The sequence below is a fragment of the Knoellia sp. S7-12 genome (genome assembly GCF_040518285.1).
Classification (GTDB): Bacteria; Actinomycetota; Actinomycetes; order Actinomycetales; family Dermatophilaceae; genus Knoellia.
Genome location: NZ_CP155449.1, coordinates 486,339 through 500,019, shown reverse-complemented (window position 1 = coordinate 500,019; position 13,681 = coordinate 486,339). Strand labels below are relative to the sequence as shown.

14 protein-coding genes are annotated in these 13,681 nt (G+C 67.3%); 4 read left to right on the top strand and 10 right to left on the bottom strand.

The features are described 5' to 3' along the window. Positions 1–167: 167 nt before the first annotated feature. The 3 genes from V6K52_RS02415 to V6K52_RS02405 all read right to left on the bottom strand — a co-directional run bounded on the left by V6K52_RS02415 (position 168) and on the right by V6K52_RS02405 (position 4,334). Positions 168–1,883, bottom strand: a complete 1,716-nt coding sequence (locus tag V6K52_RS02415; RefSeq protein ID WP_353952315.1) for a hypothetical protein — start codon at positions 1,881–1,883, stop codon at positions 168–170. A 110-nt stretch (positions 1,884–1,993) separates the two neighbouring features. Beyond that, positions 1,994–3,727, bottom strand: coding sequence for a S8 family serine peptidase (locus V6K52_RS02410; protein WP_353952314.1), 1,734 nt, complete (start codon positions 3,725–3,727; stop codon positions 1,994–1,996). A 103-nt stretch (positions 3,728–3,830) separates the two neighbouring features. Further along, positions 3,831–4,334, bottom strand: coding sequence for a hypothetical protein (locus V6K52_RS02405; RefSeq protein ID WP_353952313.1), 504 nt, complete (start codon positions 4,332–4,334; stop codon positions 3,831–3,833). A gap of 103 nt (positions 4,335–4,437) precedes the next feature. Here V6K52_RS02405 and V6K52_RS02400 point away from each other — a divergent pair, with 103 nt between their 5' ends. Beyond that, positions 4,438–4,785: a hypothetical protein gene (locus V6K52_RS02400; RefSeq protein WP_353952312.1), complete on the top strand. Its 348-nt coding sequence runs from the start codon at positions 4,438–4,440 to the stop codon at positions 4,783–4,785. Positions 4,786–4,802: 17 nt separating this feature from the next. On the opposite strand, the gene V6K52_RS02395 is transcribed toward V6K52_RS02400, so the two are convergent. The 3 genes from V6K52_RS02395 to V6K52_RS02385 all read right to left on the bottom strand — a co-directional run bounded on the left by V6K52_RS02395 (position 4,803) and on the right by V6K52_RS02385 (position 8,228). Then, positions 4,803–6,059, bottom strand: coding sequence for an acyl-CoA dehydrogenase family protein (locus tag V6K52_RS02395; protein ID WP_353952311.1), 1,257 nt, complete (start codon positions 6,057–6,059; stop codon positions 4,803–4,805). Between the two features lie 43 nt (positions 6,060–6,102). Continuing rightward, positions 6,103–7,428, bottom strand: coding sequence for an acyl-CoA dehydrogenase family protein (locus tag V6K52_RS02390; protein ID WP_353952310.1), 1,326 nt, complete (start codon positions 7,426–7,428; stop codon positions 6,103–6,105). A 119-nt stretch (positions 7,429–7,547) separates the two neighbouring features. After that, positions 7,548–8,228, bottom strand: coding sequence for a hypothetical protein (locus V6K52_RS02385; RefSeq protein WP_353952309.1), 681 nt, complete (start codon positions 8,226–8,228; stop codon positions 7,548–7,550). An 87-nt stretch (positions 8,229–8,315) separates the two neighbouring features. Here V6K52_RS02385 and V6K52_RS02380 point away from each other — a divergent pair, with 87 nt between their 5' ends. Continuing rightward, on the top strand, positions 8,316–8,483 hold the full coding sequence (locus V6K52_RS02380) for a hypothetical protein (RefSeq protein WP_353952308.1): 168 nt from the start codon (positions 8,316–8,318) through the stop codon (positions 8,481–8,483). A gap of 75 nt (positions 8,484–8,558) precedes the next feature. On the opposite strand, the gene V6K52_RS02375 is transcribed toward V6K52_RS02380, so the two are convergent. Beyond that, positions 8,559–9,428 (bottom strand): hypothetical protein, encoded by an 870-nt coding sequence (locus tag V6K52_RS02375; protein ID WP_353952307.1) that lies wholly within the window; start codon positions 9,426–9,428, stop codon positions 8,559–8,561. Between the two features lie 118 nt (positions 9,429–9,546). After that, the gene (locus V6K52_RS02370; RefSeq protein ID WP_353952306.1) at positions 9,547–10,149 is read right to left on the bottom strand and encodes a helix-turn-helix domain-containing protein; all 603 of its coding nucleotides are present in this window, start codon (positions 10,147–10,149) and stop codon (positions 9,547–9,549) included. A gap of 146 nt (positions 10,150–10,295) precedes the next feature. Between V6K52_RS02370 and V6K52_RS02365 the strand changes: the two genes are divergently transcribed. Together V6K52_RS02365 and V6K52_RS02360 are read left to right on the top strand one after the other, a co-directional pair. After that, entirely contained in the window at positions 10,296–11,018 is a 723-nt protein-coding gene (locus V6K52_RS02365; RefSeq protein WP_353952305.1) for an SDR family oxidoreductase, read from the top strand. Then, the gene (locus V6K52_RS02360; protein ID WP_353952304.1) at positions 11,018–11,833 is read left to right on the top strand and encodes an oxidoreductase; all 816 of its coding nucleotides are present in this window, start codon (positions 11,018–11,020) and stop codon (positions 11,831–11,833) included. The genes V6K52_RS02365 and V6K52_RS02360 overlap by 1 nt, the downstream gene beginning before the upstream one ends. A 94-nt stretch (positions 11,834–11,927) precedes the next feature. Here V6K52_RS02360 and V6K52_RS02355 read toward each other — a convergent pair whose 3' ends face one another. Both V6K52_RS02355 and V6K52_RS02350 read right to left on the bottom strand, forming a co-directional pair. Beyond that, a complete protein-coding gene (locus V6K52_RS02355) occupies positions 11,928–12,722 on the bottom strand; it encodes a strictosidine synthase (protein ID WP_353952303.1) in 795 nt (264 codons plus the stop codon). Positions 12,723–12,753: 31 nt separating this feature from the next. Next, a complete protein-coding gene (locus V6K52_RS02350) occupies positions 12,754–13,614 on the bottom strand; it encodes an alpha/beta hydrolase (protein ID WP_353952302.1) in 861 nt (286 codons plus the stop codon). Positions 13,615–13,681: the final 67 nt, after the last annotated feature.

The following is a 13,681-nucleotide window of genomic DNA, read 5'->3' as shown; positions in this document are numbered from 1 at the left end:
CCATTGTCATCGAACTGGTGTTCGGAAGTCAAGAGTTTTGACCTACGCTCTGGGCTGAATTCGCCACTCCCGCAGCCGAATTCGCGCGAAGACACCTCAAGCCGACCCGAGGAGCAACCCCGATTGAAACCACGCTAACAACGCCCGCCGTCACCCGATCACGTGCCTCAGGCGAGCCAGTGCGTCAGCCAAGTGCCGGCCAGCACCAGCACACCTGCCCCGAACACGAACGTCGCCCACGACAGATGACTGTGCGGTGCCGACCCTTCCGGCAGGCGCGGGGCCGACTCAACTGCGCGCTCGATCGCCGCAGCCAGTCCGCGACCGTCCCCGTCAGGAGGGATCACCTCGAGGACGCTCTCGTCCTCAAAGATCACGAGGGCCACGTCCTCGTCGACCCGCACCTCCTTCACCGCACTCATCGGGCTCTCCATCGCGCTGAAGACCGACCTCATGGCAAAGCCGCTGCCGGTCACCCGGACCCGGTGCGTGAGCTGGCCCAGGCCCCAATGCAACGCCGACCCCGCCCCGAACACCACACCCGCCCCGGACAACCCGACCTCGTCGTCCCAGAGGAGCCACGTCCCCACCGAGACGGCAGCGATCGCCGCGGCCAGACCCGCTGCCTTGAGCCACCTCGGAGCCTCAACGACAATCGGTAGTGGCACCGGAATCGTCCCCATGGGGACGGGCTCGGACCAGTCGTTCGGATCCTCGGGGTCGCGGCCGAAGGTGTCCATGTCGACCTCGGCGTCCTCGGGCAGTGCCGCGAGTGAGCCGAGCGGAAGCCGCAGACCCGTCGAGGTCGCCAAGGCGACCCACCCACCGTGGCGGACATCGCCGACGAGGAACGCCTCGGTGGGCGCAGCCACCCGTCGGGCCTCCGGCGTGGCCAGGCGCAGTACCTCTTCGTCGACGGGGAATTCGCCGAGCCCGCGCGCCGAGTCGGTCGCCACGAGCCCAACGAAGTCCAGACCGTCCGTGAAGACCCGCACCGGCGCCCCGACTGCATGGTGCTGACTCTCCAGTGCCCCTCGGCGCACCCGCACCGCGAGCAGCCGCTCGGCAAGCAGCCCGGCAAGGAGCAGTGCACCCACGGCGACCGTGACCCACCAGGTCTGGTCGGGTGGCTCCGCAACCGGATGCGTCCACGACGGATCGCTCGGGTCGACGTGCAGGGGGACGGAGTCACCGATGTCCGGCACCTCGAGGAACAGCACGTCCACCTCGGCCGGGAAACCTTCAGGGCGACCCTCGACCCGAACCTTCTGGTTGCCGTCCTCGTCCTCGTCGGACAGGACGATGGCCTCAACGACCTGGGCCCGGGACGCGTGCGCGTCATCAATCCCGACCGCCCGCTGATAGCCATAGACCGCTCCACTCGCCACGAGCACCAGCGCCACCGCGCCTGCGGCCATGAGGCGGTGAGACCCATCGAGGTGCAGCGGGCGCTGCGGACCCGACGACCACTGTGGCAGGGACACACTCACATCACGGGCGATCTCGCGCTGGCGAGCGAAGCGCGACCGGAGGTGCAGGGCATACGCCACGAAGACCAGGGCAACGACGCTCCAGGCGACGTTCGCCGGACGGACGGTGTCCCACACCAGGTCCGCGATCGCGAAGAGCACCGCGCAGGCCACTGCGACGAAGGGGCGCCACCACAACAGGACCACCGACGCGAAGCACAGCACGATCGCCACCGAGAAGGTCAGGTCAGGACCGCACACCGTGAGGTCGGCCGTCGAGCAGGGCTCCGTGTCGCCGGCCACAGACACGACGAACGCCGCCACCCACAGGCCGACCAGTACCCAGCGCAGCCAATGTTGCGGCGTGGCCGCGACCCAGTCGCGCACGCGCTCGTCGGTGAATCCGGTAGTCACCGGCGCAACCTACCTGCGGCCGTCGTCCCTTGAACCCCAAACGCAGGTATGCCGCCCGCTCAACGTCGAGCGGACGGCATACCTGGTGGTCTGGAAGAGACCAGAACGGCTTACTGGACCACTCCCAGGGCGTTGACGATGCCGTCGCCGTAGAAGGAGTTGAAGTCCACGGTGCCGTTGCACGTCGCCGTGAACTCGGGGCTGCGGCCCTCGGGCTCATAGGACCGGACGCCACCTGCCGGGCAGGCGTGGTCGGTGGCCGTGCCCATGAGCAGGTCACGCACCTTGTCTGCCGTGAGGGTGAAGCCGGCCTTGCCACGGACCTTGCCGTGCGCACTCACCGCGAGGGCTGCGACACCAGACGCGTGCGGAGCAGCCATCGAGGTGCCCTGGAGGTACTGGTAGTACCCGCAGACCTGCTTGCCGCGAACGAATCCGCAGTCCTTGATCGTGCCGAGCGCCTGACCGTCGGGCGTGATGTTGCCCGCCTCGTCGACCTGACCCTCGGCCTGGAGGACGTGAAGCGGTGCCGCCGAGAGGATGAGGTTCTCGTTGGTGCGGTAGGTGGCGGTGCCGATGCCGTCGCGGAACCATCCGCCAGGAGCCGACACCTCGATCTCACCCGAGGTGAGGTCCGTGGCGTAGTTCGAGTAGTCCGCCTTCTCACCCGACGGGCCGAGGGCCGAGACACCGATGACGTGCGGGCCTTCGGTGGGGAGGTCCCAGCAGGTCGCGTTGTCGATGGTGCGCGGGTGCTCGGTGCCACCGGGGTAGTCCGGGCTGGAGAAGTCGGTCCGCGGGTTGCTCAGGTCCTCGTGGTTGTTGCCGAGAGCACCGACCAGAGTGACGTCCTTGGAGTGGGCGTACTCAAGGGCTCGGTTCATCGCCGCGATGATGACGTCCTGTTCTGCGGCCTCCTCCGGGCTGTCCTCCGGAGCGCCACCTTCACAGTTGTAGAGCCACGGGTCGACATAGAACGACATGTTGACGACGTCGATGCCGGTGTCACCGGCGTAGGTCAACGCGCTGGTGACCGGTCCGAGGAAGAAGTAGCCGCTGTCCTGCCCGCCGCGGATGTTGACGATGCCGACCTCAGGGGCGACACCGCTGACACCGATGCCGTTCATCGCGGCTGCGATCGTGCCAGCGACGTGCGTGCCGTGGCCGTTGTCGTCGACTCCGGGGCCGTCGACGCAGGACGCAACTTCACACGGGCCGTCGACGTCGGTCATGTCGGTGGTGAAGTTGCGCGAGAGCTTCTTGTCGAAGTTCGGTGCGATGTCGGGGTGGTCGCCCTGGACTCCGGTGTCGAGGATCCCGACCCGAACGCGTTTGTCACCCATCTCAATCTCGTGGGCCTCGGGGGCATCGATCATGTCCATGCCCCAGAGCTTGTCGTCCAAGGGGTCGGCAGTGTGCTTGGAGCCCTTGGTGCCGGCCGAGGACGAGCTCTTGCCCTTGCCCTTGCCCGCAGCAGCGGCCGCCGCGTGCTCCTTGAGCACGGCGTCCTTCTTGTCGGTCTTGGGACTACGACCGATGGAGCGGTCGCCGGCTGCACCCTCGACACCCTTGATGGCGCGGGCCTTGGTGAGAAGGGCCGACGACCCTTTGACCGTGATGAGGCCGATGTCCGTGTTGACGGACGTCACCGTGCCTCCGGCCGCGCGCAGCTTGGCGGCGATGGCCGACGCGTCCGCTCCGGCGTCCGCCAGGACGACATAGCTTCCGCTGCCCGTGACCGCAGCAGCCGGGGCGCTGGGGACAGCCGTGGCGTTGGCAGAGCCGGCGATGGCGGCGATCAGTGCCGCGGTCCCGGTCAGTGCCAGCATGCGAGTTCGTCGCATGTGTTCCTCCTCCGTGGGGGTGCGCCTCAGTGCGCACGCCCCCCAACGTAGGGGTGCGACTCCCCCGAGCGACACCCTTAGGCGTGACCAGATCGCAGGTTCCTCAGCCCGACGGCTGCTCCCAGGTCGCTCGCGCACCGGCGTCGCCTGTCAGGAACACATAGACGAGTGTCACGAGCGAGGCGACCACGATCACGAAGGGAAGAGCCACCTCCACCCAGGACTGAGCCCGCTCCTTGGCGCCACGCCCACTCGCGAAGCCCGAGGCGCCGCCGAGCAGGACGGCACCGGCAGCAACCACCAGCAGGAAGCCGATGGCAACCAGCGACAGCATCTCGCCGAGCTCCCGGTGCTCCAGAATCGCGTCACGCACAGGGTTGTCGGCCGGGAGGGACTCGAACCGCGACTCAAAGAAGTCGTTGCCCGACACCCGAGACACCCACACAGTCACCGTCGCCACGACGGCCAGCACGACGGCGGGCCATCGGGTCAAAAAGCGCCACCGGGGCATCGCGGCGAAGACGATCGCCGTGATGGCCGCGAGAGGGGTGAAGACCACCGCGCCATGCAGAACGAGCACGTGCGCTGGGAGACCGTTGATTTCCATGATCAGCACCTGACTGTCGCGCGGGTGTTCGGTTCACCAGTTTGGACCGCCACGCCCTGTGAGCGCCAGAGGCGTCCGCGTGCCGGGGCATATGCTTCCCGGCATGCCCAAGCGCCGCAGCTCAGAGCCGTTGCCGGACGTCTTCGAGACGTTCGCTCACCGGGTCGATGAGGACGAGTCGGGCACTCCCATCGACGCCACCCAAGTCGCCAAGGGCGCCGGTCTCTCGCTCGGGCTGATGATCCTCACGACGCTGGGCTTCGTCCTCGGCTTCTGGACGGGCACGCAGAACGAACCCGACCTTGCCTATGACCACCTCATCTGGGAGGGGATCATCAAGATCGGGTTCGCCGTGTTGTGCGGACTGCTCGCGGCTGCCGTGGTGCTCGCCCTGGCAACGTTGGCAATCGGCCTGCCCTGGGTTCAGCGACAGCGCAATCGCCGCCGCTGACCGCGAGGAGCGGCTGACTACTTGAGCTGGCTCGAGCTCATCCCGAGCAGGCGACGGGCGATGACGAGCAGCTGAATCTGCTGGGTGCCCTCAAAGATGTCGAGGATCTTGGAGTCGCGCGCCCACTTCTCGAGGAGATCGCGCTCGCTGTAGCCAGTCGCGCCCGCGAGCTCGACGCAGGCGAGAGCGACATTGACGCACGTGCGCCCCGCCTTCGCCTTGGCCATAGAGGCTTCCATCGAGTTCGGCTTGCCGTTGTCGGCCATCCAGGCGGCACGCAGAGTGAGCGCGTGCGCGGCTTCGTAGTCGGCCTCCATCTGCAGCAGCTTCGCTGCCGCGGCGCACTGTGTGTATGCCGGCTTGTCCCAGTCGACCGTGACGCCCGCCTTCTCGAGCAGCTCGGTGGTCGTGTCGAGGCAGGCGCGGGTCAGACCCAGGGCCATGGCCGCGACGAGCGGGCGGGTGTTGTCGAAGGTCTGCATCGCGCCGCCGAAGCCGCCCGCGGTCTTGATCTCCGGGTCGCCGAGCAGGTCCTCGGCCGGGACGCGGCAGTCGTCGAGGTGGAAGGCGGCCGTGTCGGAGGCGCGGATGCCCAGCTTGTGCTCGAGCCGGACGAGCTTCATCCCCGGATTGTCGCGGCGCACGACGAACGACTTGATGGCCTGCTTGCCCAGGCTCCGGTCGAGTGTCGCCCAGACGACGACGAGCTCGGCGCGCTCACCGGAGGTGACATAGATCTTCTCGCCATTGAGGACGTACTCGTCACCGTCCTTGACGGCGGTCGTCCGGATGGCGCCGGAGTCCGAGCCGGTCTCGGGCTCGGTGATGGCCATGGCGGCCCACTGACCGGCATACCTCGCCTTTTGTTCTTCGTTGGCGACGGCCGCGATGGCCGCGTTGCCCAGTCCTTGGCGCGGGATGGAGAGGGTGAGCCCGACGTCACCGCGGCAGGTCTCGAGGATCGAGAGCACGGAGGAGAGGTTGGAGCCGTTCTTGACCCGCTTGTCCTCACGGGTGTTGCGACCCGAGCCGACAGCCGCGACGACCCCTTCCTGGTCGTCGGTGGCGCGGGTGGTGTTCGACGCCCCTGCACCCTGGCCGGCGCCCGAGGAGCCCATGCCGTCGATGACGGCGGAGATGAGGTCGAGCTCGCGGGGGTACTCGTGCTCGGCGAGGTCGTACTTGCGGGAGATGGGCCGAAAGACCTCTTCGGCCATGCCGCGGGCCTGCTCGACGAGCGGGCGGAACTTCCGGGGAACTTCAAGGTCAATCACAACGATGCCCTTCAGGTGAGCCTGGGAATGGGGGTATGCCGGGTCAGACGAGCAGGGTGCCCTCGAGGACACCCGCTCCACGGAGGTCGCGGTACCAACGTTCGTTGTCGAAATCCTTGACGAAGCCGTGCCCGCCGAGCAGCTGCACGGCGTGCGAGCCGATCTGCGCGGCATACGTCGCGGTGAGCGAGCGTGCCTCGGCGGCGATCTGGGCGACGTCGGTGTCGGCGTCGAGGCGGGCGGCCGCCTTGAGCGTCACGAGGCGGAGTCCGTCGAGCTCGACGGCGATGTCGGAGATCATGAAGGCGACGGCCTGGCGCTGGCCGATCGGCTCGCCGAACGCCTTGCGCTCCTGGGCGTAGGTGATGACCTGGTCGAGAACGGCCCTGGCGGTGCCACAGGCGGCGGCGGCCCAGGCGATGCGCGCACGGCGGACCGCGTCGCGGTGGTCGTCGGCGGTCCCGAGCAGGTTGGTCCTGGGGACGGTGACGTCGGTGAAGATGGCGCGGCCGGTGTGGGCTGCACGCACCCCCATCGCCGGGTCGTCCTCGATGGTGATGCCGTCGGTCGCGGACTCGATGACGATGAGGCGGGCCTCGCCGTCGACCATCGCCGAGATGATGAAGATCTCGGCCTTGTCGGCGTTGGCCACGATGGCCTTGGTGCCGTTGACGACGAGCGAATCGCCCTGTGCGACAGCGGTGGTCGTCAGCGCGAACGGGTCGAAGAGCGGCTGCGGCTCCTGGAGCGCGAACGCCGCGGCGACCACCGGCACATTACCGGTGAAGTGCGGCAGGTAGGTCGCCTGCTGGTCTGCGTCGCCATAGAGAGCGAGCGCCGTCGCGACGGCAGCGGTGGCCATCTGCGAGACGGCGATGCCCATGTCGCCGCGGGCGAGCTGCTCGAGGACGAGGACGCCGGCGACGGCCGAACGCTCCTCGGCGATGCCACCGAGCTCCTCGGGCACGCCCACGAGCGCGAGCCCCATCTCCTGCATGGCGGCGCGGACCTCGTCGGGCACGGCTCGCTCGGAGTCGGCGCGGGACCCGGCGGGCCGGATCACGTCGTCGGCGAGCTCGCTGGCGGCCTGCTGGAGCATCTGCTGGTCTTCGGTCGGCGTGAGGTCGAAGACACCGCTGCGCTTCGCCGTCGCCGGGCGGGTGGCGGAACCGGAGCCCTTGGACCTCTTGAACGCGCGGCCGACAGCGACCTGGGCCTTGAACCCGGAGTGGGCGCCGCGATTGAGGAGCTTCTCCACTCGGCCACGCACCTTGGGGTCGGCCATGACGGGGAGTCCGCCGGCCTTGGAGATGAGGCGCAGACCGAGGCGCTGGCCCCGGTCTGCGAGGGAGGTCGGCGTGGTCGCCATGGTGGGCTTCCCTTCGAGGAAACGTCGTCGGTCATGCACGTGCGCAGCAAACTATCCGGTACCGCTAGTGCCTGATACCGAGCGTACCGCACACTTGTCGACCGGTAACCAGGTGTGACTCAGGTTGCATCGCCCTTTGCCTGCGGCTCTGCGGCGACCTCGATCTCTGTTCCGAGCTCCCAGCCGGGCACGAGCGGCAGCTTGTCGCCGCTCCAGAACCTCCCGGGGTCGTACCAGTTCATCGGCGCGTCCGGCGTGAGCAGCCCCATCTCCTCATAGGTCAGAGCCACCACCTCGGCGCAGTAGGCCACCTCCGGTCGCACCGCCTTGAGGTCGAGGTCACGCCGCGACACATGGCCGTCGCGCCCCGAGAGCCAGCGCCATGCGAGCCGGCCCGTCGACGGGAACGAGACTCCGTCGAGGCGGGCCACGCACCGCAGGACGGCGTCCTCGTGCTCCTCCCCCACCTCCGGAGTCAGCTGACGCAGCCAGGCCCGTTGCTCATAGGTCTCCTGCCAACGCGTCACCGACGCACGCAGGTCGTGCAGCTGGACGCCACGGTGGAAGTCCCCGGTCCACATGTCCTGCAACGACTTCCCGAGTTCGGCGTGCCACATCAGTGGCGGCAGGTCCTCGAGCACGACGGCCATGCCGACGTGGTTGACCGGCGCGTTCGTTGCGGCCTGGATGGCCCGGTCGGCCATGGACCGTCCTCGGAAGATCCACACGTCGCCGGTGCGGGTGAGTTCGATGGCCTCGTCGAGCGAGATTCCGGCGGAGGTTTCGGCAGCAGAACCCATGACGGCAGCGTATGCCGTTCTTTGGCTTCGCCATGGGGCACCTCACGCTCCTCCCACGTCGAAGACGCCCCGCATACGCTTGCCGTCATGCAGTCGAACTGGTGGAAGGTTCTCGGGCTGGCCAGCGTCGCCTCTGTCGTCGCGACCGGCGCCGTGATCGCGCGCAACGAGCGGCAGCGGCGGGCCTACTCACCCGACGAGATCCGCGAGCGCCTCCATGAGCGCCACGCCCGCGCCCAGCAGTCCCGTCCCTGATCTCGACTTATTGCGACTTCGCATAGTCGCGAGCGCAGCGAGCAACTCTGCGAAGTCGCAATAAGTCGCGGTTGGTCAGATCCAGAGAGACGTGCAGCGGATGTAGCCGCCGCCCTTGGCGAGCTCGTCGACGTGCGGGGTGATGACCGACAGGCCGGCACTCTCAACGTCTGCCCGCAACTGCGGTGCGTTGTCGCTCATGACGACCGTTGAACCCGTGGACACGAGGTTGCACGCGAACGACGTCCGCGCCTCGGCCTCGGAGATCTCGATCTTGTCGACGACGTCGAGCTTCGCGAGCAGCTCACGACTCTCGGGCGTGAACGCCTCCGGGCAGTAGGCGATGAGGCCGCGACCGGCCGAATCGGGTTCGCGCAGAACGGAAAGCGTGAGGTCGATGTCGTACCAGTAACTGTCGGGCCAGCCGCTCACGACGTTGACGACCGGCTGGCCGGCGTCGTCGAGCTGCGGGAGGGTCTGCAACTGGATACGTTCGAGACCGAAGTGCTGGGCGGCATACGCCAAGGCTTCTTCGTCGGAGCGATAGCCGGCTCCGCAGAACACGAGGTCACCACAGATCAGGGCGTCGCCCTGTCCGCTGAAGCGCCACGGCTGCGGCAGGTCGTCGATCTGGTAGCCGAGCTCGGTGAGCTGAGTGCGCGCCCACGCCTCCTCGCTCTGGCGTGAGGGTGGGAGCGTCGCCATGAGCGCGCGGCCACCGCGAACGAGCGCCCAGTTGGCGGTGTAGACGCCGTCCTGGCTCGTCGGGGGCGCTTCGACGGTGACGATCTCGGCGCCTGCGCGGTGCAACGCATCCTTGATGCCGTTGTGCTCGACCTCGGCCTTGGCCGTGTCGACGGTCGCGCCGTCCTGGTAATAGGGGTTGAGCTTGTGGTCGTTGCCGAAATAGTGCGCCGACGACATGAGCAGCGTCGAGTTCAGCAACGTCAGGTCTCCATCACGATCGTGTTCGAGCCCTCGGGAAGTCGAGTCTCGCCACGGAAGGCTACCGCCTGCCGGCCTGCCCCCCACCCACAGTGCTGCAATCTTGCGGGCGCGGCGGTCAGTGCGGCAGGAGAACGCGCACCTGGCTTTTGATGTCCTCGAGGATTTCATCGACGGAGCGGGCGATGTTGATCGTGGCCGCCATGCTGAGGAACATGATGGCGGAGACGATGTGCGCCAGCATTGCCGCATCACGGGGGCTGGCGTGCTGGTCGCGCTGCAACACCGTCGCGATCGCCTCCTCGGTCTGCACAGTGAGGGCAAGAGCGTCGCGGCGGTACGGCTCTTCGGGGTCGCCGAAGACGATCTCCCGCAGATATGTGCGCCCGTTGTCGATCTGGACACGGTTGCATTCAACGACCGGACGGATGATCGCCATCACCGCGTCGAGGGCGTCGGGAATGCTCTGGGCGGCCGCCCTGCCTTTCACGAGTGCGTCGGCATAGCTTGAGTTCTGCACGAGCAGGAGCAGCTCGCCCTTGCTCTTGGCATACAGGAACAAGGTGCCCGCGCCGATGTCGGCCCTGTCGGCGATCTGCTGGGTCGTGACCTCGTCGACTCCGTGCTTCGCGAAGAGGGCGCGGGCCGCGGCGGTGATGCGGTCCAGTTTGTCCTGCTTGTTCCGCTCGCGTCGTCCGACCGGCTGTGCGGCGAGGGCCATGACGTGTGTCCTCCGGAATAGGATCTGACTGGGATCAGTTCTGATCAAAGTCAGAACTGTGTGGGCTCGTATGTGCCTCGGTTCATTCTCCCACGACGAGCCGCACCTGCGGTTCGGATCACACCCCACCAAGGAGGACCACGAACATGCCCACACTCAACGGAGCCACCGTGCTCGTCACGGGTTCCAACGGTGGCATCGGCACCCACTTCGTGCACGAAGCCCTGGCTCGTGGCGCGAGCAAGGTCTATGCCACAGCCCGCATCCCCCGCACCTGGGACGACGACCGCATCGTGCCCATCCCACTCGACGTCACCGACAGCGCCTCCATCCAGGCAGCCGTTGTCACTGCAGGGGACGTGACGGTGCTGATCAACAACGCAGGCGCGACCCCGCCGACCGCCAGCCTGCTGACGGCGACCGAGGCGGACATCCGCGCAAACATGGAGACGAACTTCTTCGGGCCGGTCTTCATCGCCCGCGCCTTCGCACCCATCCTCGCCACCAAGCACGAGTCCGGCCTGGTTGACGTCCACTCCGTCGCCAGCTGGTACGCCTTCGGCGGCATCTACAGCGCGTCCAAGGCCGCGCTGTGGTCGGCCACCAACTCACTGCGTCTCGAGCTGGCCTCAGAGGGGGTTCACGTGACCGGTGTGCACATGGGCTACGTCGACACCCCCATGGCCGCCCACGCTGAAGGGCCCAAGCTGCTGCCCGCAGAGCTCGTGACGAAGGTGTATGACGCCTTCGAGGCCGGGGAGTACGAGGTCCTCGCCGACGATTTGTCGGTTCAGGTCAAGGCCGCGCTGAGCGGCCCGGTCGAGGCGCTGTATGCGGAGTTGTCGGCCACGCACCTCATGGGCCAGTGATGAGTGCACGTCGGAAGGTCGCCCTCGTGACAGGCGCTTCCTCAGGCATCGGCAAAGCGACTGCTCACGCGCTCGCCGCCGCAGGTTTCGAGGTGATCGGCACCGGCCGCAACACCTCGCGGGTCACCGCACCCGCCGGGGTGACCTACCTCGACCTCGACGTGACCAGCGACGACTCGGTCGCCTCTGTGGTCGAGCAGGTGATCGGCCAGTTCGGGCAGATCGACGTCCTGGTCAACAATGCCGGCGTCGGCGCCACCGGCGCCGCAGAGGAGTTCTCCATCGAGCAGATGCAGGACGTCTTCGACATCAACGTCTACGGCGTCATGCGGATGACCAAGGCGGTCCTGCCGTTCATGCGCGCTCAACGGCACGGACGCATCATCAACGTCTCCTCCCTCAGCGGGTTCGTGCCCAGCCCGTTCATGGCCGTCTACGTCTCGACCAAGCACGCGGTCGAGGGCTACTCCGGGTCACTGGACCACGAGGTTCGTGAGCACGGCGTGCGGATCCTGCTCGTGGAGCCCGGCCCCATCAACACGCCATTCGGTGCCCACAGCGTTCAGGCCGACACCCCGCTGCCGCTCTACGCGTCGGGACGCCGCACCTTCGACGAGGTGCTGGCAAAGAACACGAGCGGCGGCGATGACCCCGCCGTCGTGGCCAAGGCGATCGTCGCGGCGGCCACCGACCGGAACCCGAAACTGCGGCGCACCGCCGGCTCGACGGCCGCCAGCATCAGCGTGCTGCACCGCGTCCTTCCGGCCCGGATCTTCGACCGCATCGTCCGCAAATTCAACCGGATGCCGAACTGACGTTCACCTTCGAGCAGTCGGACACGCAGGAGGGCCGCAGCAGATGCTGCGGCCCTCGTCGTCGTGGCTGGCGTAGAGATCGAGACACGACGACCTAGGCCTTGTAGGTCGGGAGGATGACTCCGTCCTTGACGTAGGTGAGGGCGACGGACACCTTGTAGGCGTGGACGGCCGAGGCGAACTCGGAAAGCCGGTCCGACAACGTGGTGATCTCCTCACCTGCGAAGAAGGCTGCTCGTGCGGCTGCGTCTGTGAAGCCGAGGATCAGCGAGGCGTGGAACCGCTGGTCAGTGGGGTTGTCGTGCGCGACGTCGGGCGTGTCCCAGAGCTTCTTGTTCCAGGGCATGAAGACCTGGGTCCGGAGCTCTGTCAGCACACCGGTATTCGCGAGCGCAGGCACGAGCTCTTGGGTGAGGTGCTTGCGGAAGAGGCCGGTGCGCACACCTTGTCGTCTCCGGAGGTAGATGAGGGCGCGGGCTCCGACCTTCTCGCCGTCGCCTGCGACCTCGTACCAACGGGAGGTGTTCGGCAGTCCGGAATAGAGCAGGGTGCGCCGGAACACGTTGATCTCGTCCTGGTACGCGAGGCGGGTCTGCTTCCGGCCCAGAAGCGGCGACAGAACCGACTGGAACGTGACCTCAGCGACCCCGTCGATCCTGCGATCCACGGGTATGGCCGTCTCGACGCCCTGGGTGGCGGGCCACAGCCCGGGATTGGTCTCAGCGAGGTGGATCTGCCGGTACTCCTCGAACCCCGGGGTCGCCGAGATGATCTGGGAGTGAGGGCCCTGCCAATGATCCATCCCTTGCTGCCTCGGCTGGTCGGTGCGGACCCAGAGCAGGATCGATGATGCGAATGGGTTCTTCCTGAACGGAATCGTGCTGGTCATGGGTCTTCCTTCGGACGATGTCGGATGCCGGTCAGCGGGCGAGGAACTCCACGGCGACGGGGGCGAACTTCTCGTGGAACTGGAAGATGCCGCCGTGCCCGGAGTCGGGGTAGATGACCAGTTCGGATCCCGGGATCCGGCGGTGCATGTCGGTCGAGAGAACCGACGGCACCATGCGGTCGTTGTCGCCATTGGCGATGAGGGTGGCCTGGGTGAACTTCGACAGGTCCGCGGGCGCTGAGCGACCCCACTTCTTGATCGCCCTCAGCTGCGTCTGGAACGCCTTCACCTTGACTGGGGTGTCGCGGTCGACGCTGCGCTCCTGGAGGCGCCTGACGAAGGCCTTCGCGGCGGGCTTGCCGGTGGCATTCCGGTTGAAGAACAGGAACTCCTTCGCGTCGGACCGCGTCAGGGTGGCGCGCAGGATGTCGAAGTAGGTGACGCCGGCGACCTTGTCGATGTCCTTGCCACCGGCGGGGCCGGTACCGGTGAGGACAAGCTTGCGCACGAGCTCGGGGTGCTTGACCACGAGGGCTTGGGCGATGAACCCGCCAAGGGAGAAGGAGAAGATGTCGATCTTGTCGAACCCGAGCGCCTTGATGAACGTGTAGGCGTCGTCGGCCATCGCGTCGATGCTGTCGGGCACCTTGCCGGTCGAGGCGCCGACGCCGCGGTTGTCGAAGGTGATGACGTGATGGTTCTTCGCGATCGGGTCGACGATGCGGGGGTCCCAGTTGTCGAGGTTCGCGGCGAGGTGCACGAAGAAGACGACGGGAATGCCGCCCTTCGGTCCCAGCTCGCGGTAGGCGAAGGTGACACCGCCGGCAGAGACGGCGAGGGCCGGTGCCTTCGCGTAGGACGTGACGGTGGGGCTGTTGCTCGTGATGCTCATGACGATCTCCTCGTGTGCGATTCGGATGGAGCCACTGGCAGTGGTGGCCCTGCTCGGATACCCGAGT

Bases quoted from the DNA above. Each gene is read 5' to 3' on its own strand.
- V6K52_RS02410 (WP_353952314.1), bottom strand. From the start codon at position 3,727: ATGCGACGAACTCGCATGCTGGCACTGACCGGGACCGCGGCACTGATC.
- V6K52_RS02405 (WP_353952313.1), bottom strand. From the start codon at position 4,334: ATGGAAATCAACGGTCTCCCAGCGCACGTGCTCGTTCTGCATGGCGCG.
- V6K52_RS02400 (WP_353952312.1), top strand. From the start codon at position 4,438: ATGCCCAAGCGCCGCAGCTCAGAGCCGTTGCCGGACGTCTTCGAGACG.
- V6K52_RS02390 (WP_353952310.1), bottom strand. From the start codon at position 7,428: ATGGCGACCACGCCGACCTCCCTCGCAGACCGGGGCCAGCGCCTCGGT.
- V6K52_RS02385 (WP_353952309.1), bottom strand. From the start codon at position 8,228: ATGGGTTCTGCTGCCGAAACCTCCGCCGGAATCTCGCTCGACGAGGCC.
- V6K52_RS02380 (WP_353952308.1), top strand. From the start codon at position 8,316: ATGCAGTCGAACTGGTGGAAGGTTCTCGGGCTGGCCAGCGTCGCCTCT.
- V6K52_RS02370 (WP_353952306.1), bottom strand. From the start codon at position 10,149: ATGGCCCTCGCCGCACAGCCGGTCGGACGACGCGAGCGGAACAAGCAG.
- V6K52_RS02365 (WP_353952305.1), top strand. From the start codon at position 10,296: ATGCCCACACTCAACGGAGCCACCGTGCTCGTCACGGGTTCCAACGGT.
- V6K52_RS02360 (WP_353952304.1), top strand. From the start codon at position 11,018: ATGAGTGCACGTCGGAAGGTCGCCCTCGTGACAGGCGCTTCCTCAGGC.
- V6K52_RS02355 (WP_353952303.1), bottom strand. From the start codon at position 12,722: ATGACCAGCACGATTCCGTTCAGGAAGAACCCATTCGCATCATCGATC.
- V6K52_RS02350 (WP_353952302.1), bottom strand. From the start codon at position 13,614: ATGAGCATCACGAGCAACAGCCCCACCGTCACGTCCTACGCGAAGGCA.